Origin of the sequence: Patulibacter medicamentivorans (assembly GCF_000240225.1) — a bacterium.
Lineage (GTDB): Bacteria > Actinomycetota > Thermoleophilia > Solirubrobacterales > Solirubrobacteraceae > Patulibacter > Patulibacter medicamentivorans.
On record NZ_AGUD01000140.1, the window covers coordinates 1 to 5008 of the forward strand.

The 5008-nt window shown below is 75.3% G+C and carries 4 protein-coding genes; 2 read left to right on the top strand and 2 right to left on the bottom strand.

Translation table 11 applies throughout. From position 1 onward, the window contains the following. Positions 1–713 (bottom strand): LysR family transcriptional regulator (locus PAI11_RS10300; RefSeq protein WP_050897197.1); only part of this gene is annotated, 713 nt, incomplete at its 3' end. 78 nt (positions 714–791) lie between these two features. Here PAI11_RS10300 and PAI11_RS10305 point away from each other — a divergent pair. Together PAI11_RS10305 and PAI11_RS10310 are read left to right on the top strand one after the other, a co-directional pair. Further along, positions 792–2708, top strand: a complete 1917-nt coding sequence (locus tag PAI11_RS10305; RefSeq protein ID WP_170320712.1) for an acetoacetate--CoA ligase — start codon at positions 792–794, stop codon at positions 2706–2708. A gap of 74 nt (positions 2709–2782) precedes the next feature. Then, the gene (locus tag PAI11_RS10310) at positions 2783–4546 is read left to right on the top strand and encodes a CocE/NonD family hydrolase (protein ID WP_007574010.1); all 1764 of its coding nucleotides are present in this window, start codon (positions 2783–2785) and stop codon (positions 4544–4546) included. 16 nt (positions 4547–4562) lie between these two features. Here PAI11_RS10310 and PAI11_RS24225 read toward each other — a convergent pair. Further along, the coding region (locus PAI11_RS24225) for a hypothetical protein (RefSeq protein ID WP_211656578.1) at positions 4563–5008 on the bottom strand (446 nt) is incomplete at its 5' end.

Here is a 5008-nt window from a genome sequence, read left to right on the forward strand (position 1 = left end):
GCCAGCCCGCGGGCGACCAGCGCCCGCGCCCGCGGCCCGTCGCCGACCTCGAACGCGACCCGCAACGCCAGCCCGTCGGCGGTCGCGCGCCGCTCCAGCAGCTCGCGGATCGTGGCGCCGCGGCGGAAGCCGACGAACCGCTCGCCGCCGAGGTCCGCCAGCGTCAGCGCCTGGCGGCCCGCCAGCGGGTGGTCGCGGGGCAGCGCCGCCACCAGCGGCTCGCTCGCCAGCCGCGCCAGGTCGAGCTGGGCCCGATCGCTGGCTGACATCGCCGTCACGAACGCCAGGTCGAGCGCGTCTCCCCGCAGCTGCCCGGCCAGCTCGACGCTGAGGCCCTCGCGGACGTCCAGCTCGACCTCGGGGTGGGCGGCGTGGAACGCGGCCAGCAGGCCGGCGACGTCGAGCGGCCCCGGCGTCGGCGTGACGCCGACGGTCAGCCGCCCCGCCCGGACGCCGGCCAGGTCGGCCAGCTCGCCGCGGGCGGCGTCGACCTCGGCGAGCACGGTCCGCGCCCGGGCGAGCAGCGCGACGCCGGCCGCGGTCAGCGCCACCCGGTGGGTCGAGCGATCGACCAGCGCCACGCCGACCGACGCCTCCAACCGCCGGATCTGCTGGGAGAGCGCCGGCTGGGCGATGTGCAGCCGGGCCGCCGCGCGCGTGAAGTGCAGCTCGTCCGCCAGCGTCGCGAAGTACCGCAGCTGCCGCACGTCCATAAGCTCAGCCTATAACCAGAGGCCGAAACGGATCTTTGACGACTGAGCGTCGGGCCGGCGAGGATGGACCGGACCGCCATGACGACCACGCCGCCGATCATCTGGACCCCGACCCCCGCGCAGATCGAGGACGCGGCCCTGACGCGCTTCGCGACCGCCGTCGGCCTCCCCGGCGCCAGCTACGAGCAGCTGTGGCAGTGGTCGGTCGACGACCTCGACGGCTTCTGGACCGCGATCTGGCGCCAGTTCGGCGTCGCCGGCGAGCCGGGGCCGGCGCTCGGGTCGCGGACGATGCCCGGTACCGAGTGGTTCCCGCAGGCGACCGTCAACTACGCCGGGCACCTGCTGCAGGGCGACCACGCCGACGACGCCGTCGCCCTCCACCACGCGTCCGAGCTGGCCGAGCCGGGCGTCTGGACCTGGGGCGCGCTGCGCGAGCGGACCGCCCGGATCCGCGCCGGCCTGCTGGCCCACGGCGTCGGGCGCGGCGACCGCGTCGCCGCCTACCTGCCGAACCTGCCCGACACGATCGCCGCGCTGCTGGCGACCGCGTCGCTGGGCGCGATCTGGACCTGCGCGGCCCCCGAGTTCGGGCCCTCCGCGGTGATCGACCGCTTCGCCCAGGTGCGCCCGACGGTGCTGCTGGCCGTCGACGGCTACCGCTACGGCGGCAAGGACGTCCCCCGCGGGGACGAGGCCGCCGAGATCGCCGACGCGATCGGCGCCCGCCTGGTGCGCTTCGGCCACCTCGACGGCAGCGGCTGGGAGCCGGGCTTCCTGGGGCCGGCCGACGCCGCCCTCGAGTTCGCCGACCTGCCCTTCGCCCACCCGCTCTGGATCCTCTACAGCTCGGGGACCACCGGGCTGCCGAAGCCGATCGTCCACGGCCACGGCGGGATCCTGCTCGAGCAGCTGAAGATCGCGCGCCTGCACACCGACCTCTCCCCCGACGACCGGATGCTGTGGTTCACCACCACCGGCTGGATGATGTGGAACCACCTGGTCGGGATGCTCCTGAGCGAGGGCCAGATCGTGCTCTACGACGGGTCGCCGGCCGGGGACGCGCTGTGGGACCTCTGCGACCGCACCGGGGTGACGGTCTTCGGCACCAGCGCGGCCTTCGTCGACGCCGCGCGCAAGAGCGGGATCCGCCCGCGGAACGGCCGCGAGCTGCGGATCCGAGCGGTCGGGTCGACGGGCTCGCCGCTGGCGCCCGAGGGCTTCGCCTGGCTGCGCGAGCAGCTCGGCGACGACACCTGGATCTTCTCGATCAGCGGCGGGACCGACGTCTGCACCGCCTTCGTCGGCGGCGTCCCGACGCTGCCGGTCCACCTGGGCGAGCTGCAGGCGCCGGCGCTCGGCGCCAAGGTCGAGGCCTGGGATCCCGACGGCCGGCGGCTGATCGGCGAGGTCGGCGAGCTGGTCGTGACCGAGCCGATGCCGTCGATGCCGGTCGCCTTCTGGGGCGACGAGGACGGCTCGCGCCTGCGCGAGGCCTACTTCGAGACCTACCCGGGCGTCTGGCGCCACGGCGACTGGATCGAGATCAGCGACCGCCGCACCGCCGTCATCCACGGCCGCAGCGACGCCACGATCAACCGCGGCGGCGTGCGGATGGGGACCGCCGAGATCTACCGCGCGGTGCTGACCGCCGACGAGGTCGTCGATGCCCTGGTGCTCGACGTCCCGCGACCGGACGGCAGCCTCTGGATGCCGCTGCTGGTCGTCCTGCGGCCGGGCGCGACCCTCGACAACGAGCTGCGGGCGGCGCTCCGGCGCCACGTCCGCGAGCGCTGCTCGCCGCGCCACGTGCCCGACGCGGTGATCGCGATCGAGGCGGTCCCGCGGACGCTCTCGGGCAAGGCGCTCGAGCTGCCGATCAAGCGGATCCTCGCCGGAGCCGACCCCGACGCGGTGGTCAAGCGCGACGCGCTGGCCAACCCCGACGCGCTCGACGCGGTGGTCGCCGCCGCCCGTGCCGCGCTGACCGGCTGAGCGATCCGGGCCTGCGGTCGCCGCCGCTCGCGGCCGTTTGCGAACAGACATGTTCGTGGACTAGGCTGGCGCGCATGGGACTGGGGAGAACGGCTGGGAAACCACGCTCGGCGGGACGCGTCGCGCGACGGGCGGCGGCGCTGCTCGCGACCGCCGCGGCGCTGAGCGGGACGCTGCTCGCGACGTCGGCGAGCGCGGCGACGGTCAGCAGCAACCAGCGCTTCACCGCCTCCGACGGGGTCTCGCTGCAGGCGACGATCTCCGGCGAGGGCTCGCTGTCGGCGCGGCCGGCGATCGTCGAGTTCAGCCCCTACGGTCGCGGCACCACCACCAGCGCCCCGATCCCCGGGTTCAACAGCCTGCTGATCCAGATCCGCGGCACCGGCGACAGCGACGGGCGCTTCGACGCGCTCGGCCCGCGGACCCAGCTCGACGTCGTCGAGGCCCTGCAGTGGGCCTGCCACCAGCCGTGGAGCGACGGCCGGCTGGGCATCAACGGCTTCTCGGCCAGCGCGATCACGATCTACAACTCGCTGCACCGGCCGCTGCCGTGCGTCAAGGCCGCGGTCCTGAAGTCCGGCACCCACGAGCTCTACCGCGACCTGCTGGTCCCGGGCGGGATCAACAACCTGGTCCCCGGCGTCGGCGTGCTGGCGGGCATCGGCGCCCCCGCGCTGATCCAGGGCCCCGAGCGGCTGCTGCGCAACCCGCTCTCGGCGCTCGACACGATCCTCGGGCTGGCGGAGAGCGGCTTCGGCGAGATCCTGCGCCCGACGCTCGACGGCTGGTGGCGCGAGCGCGGGATGCGCGGCGACGTCAACCACCTGCCGATCCTGATGATCGACGGCTTCTTCGACGTCGAGTCGCGGGGCGCCTTCCAGGCCTTCCAGGAGCTGCGCGGCGACGGCGCCCACCTGATCGTGGTCGGAGCCCACGACGGCGCGCCGAAGGGCACCGACGGCGGCGCCGGCGACGCCCGCAGGTGGTTCGAGCACTTCGTGACCGGGGTCGACAACGGGATCGAGCGCGAGCCGCGGGTCAAGCTCTGGCTCGCGGACGGCGATCGCGAGAAGCTGCTCGACGGCCGCTTCGTGCAGACCGACGCCAGCGACTGGCCGGTGCCGGGCACCCGCTGGGAGTCGCTGGCGCTGGACGCCGCGCCCGCCGGCGGCGGGCACAGCGCCAACGACGGATCGCTGACGGTCGGCGCGCGGCGCCAGGCCACCCGCCAGTCGTTCATCGCGCTGCCGTCGCTGTTCACCGCCAGCGACCCGCCGAACGCCGCGATCGTCGGCGCCGCCGGGCTCAACGACCTGACCCGCCAGCTGCCGCTGCTCAGCGACATGACGCTGGCCGAGCCGTTCGGCCTCTCGTACACGACCCGCCCGCTCAGCGAGCCGGTGCTCTCGGCCGGGCCGGCGACGCTCGAGGTGCGCCTGTCCAGCAGCATGCCGAGCACCGGGATCTGGGTCGTCGTCTCCGACGTCGGGCCGGACGGCAAGGCCCACCCGGTCGCGTCCGGCCGCCTCAACACGGACTTCCCCGAGGTCGACGAGGCGAAGTCGCTGAAGGACGCGCACGGCACGATCGTCCAGCCCTACGGGCGCTACGACCAGCGCAAGCCGGCAGCCGCCGGGCAGGAGCGGGTCTACCGCGTCGAGCTGTGGCCGATCGGCAACCGCTTCAAGGCCGGCCACCGGCTGCGGCTGCACATCCTCGGGACCTCGATCGCCTCGCTGCCGATGCTGCCGGCGCTCAACACCGTCGACGTCGCCGCGTCGCGGCTGCTGGTGCCGGTGCTGCCCGGCAGCGACCTGCGGCGGGCGCTCGGCGGCTGAGCGCCCGCGCCCGCGCTCAGCCGTCGCCGCCGGCCGAGCGCGTGCCGGCCGCGAGGCCACAGAAGCCGATCGTCGTGCTCGCGAACGACGCGGTGACCGCGGCCAGGAAGACCGGGTGACGATCGAGGTCGGGCCGGAAGGCCAGCGGCAGGAACGCCATCGCGTTGGTCCAGGCGCCGAGCCGCAGCGCCCGCCCCGCCAGCGGCGGCGGATCGGGCACCGCGAGCCCGCAGGCGACGCTCGCCGTGCCGAGCGCGGCCAGGTCCAGGTGCCACTGGCGGATCCGGGCGGGGCTGCGGATCCCCAGCCGCCTGGCGGTCTCCGGCCGCGTCCGGCAGAGCGTGAAGACCCAGCCCGACAGCGCGCCCGCCGCCAGCTCGACGAGCCCGGAGCGGACCAGCGGGCTGACCGTGCGGGAGGCCGCCGCGCGGGCGGGCGCGGGCGTGGCGGCGGCGGGCGTGG

Coding starts and splice junctions, on each gene's coding strand:
- PAI11_RS10305 (WP_170320712.1), top strand. CDS start 792: ATGACGACCACGCCGCCGATCATCTGGACCCCGACCCCCGCGCAGATC.
- PAI11_RS10310 (WP_007574010.1), top strand. CDS start 2,783: ATGGGACTGGGGAGAACGGCTGGGAAACCACGCTCGGCGGGACGCGTC.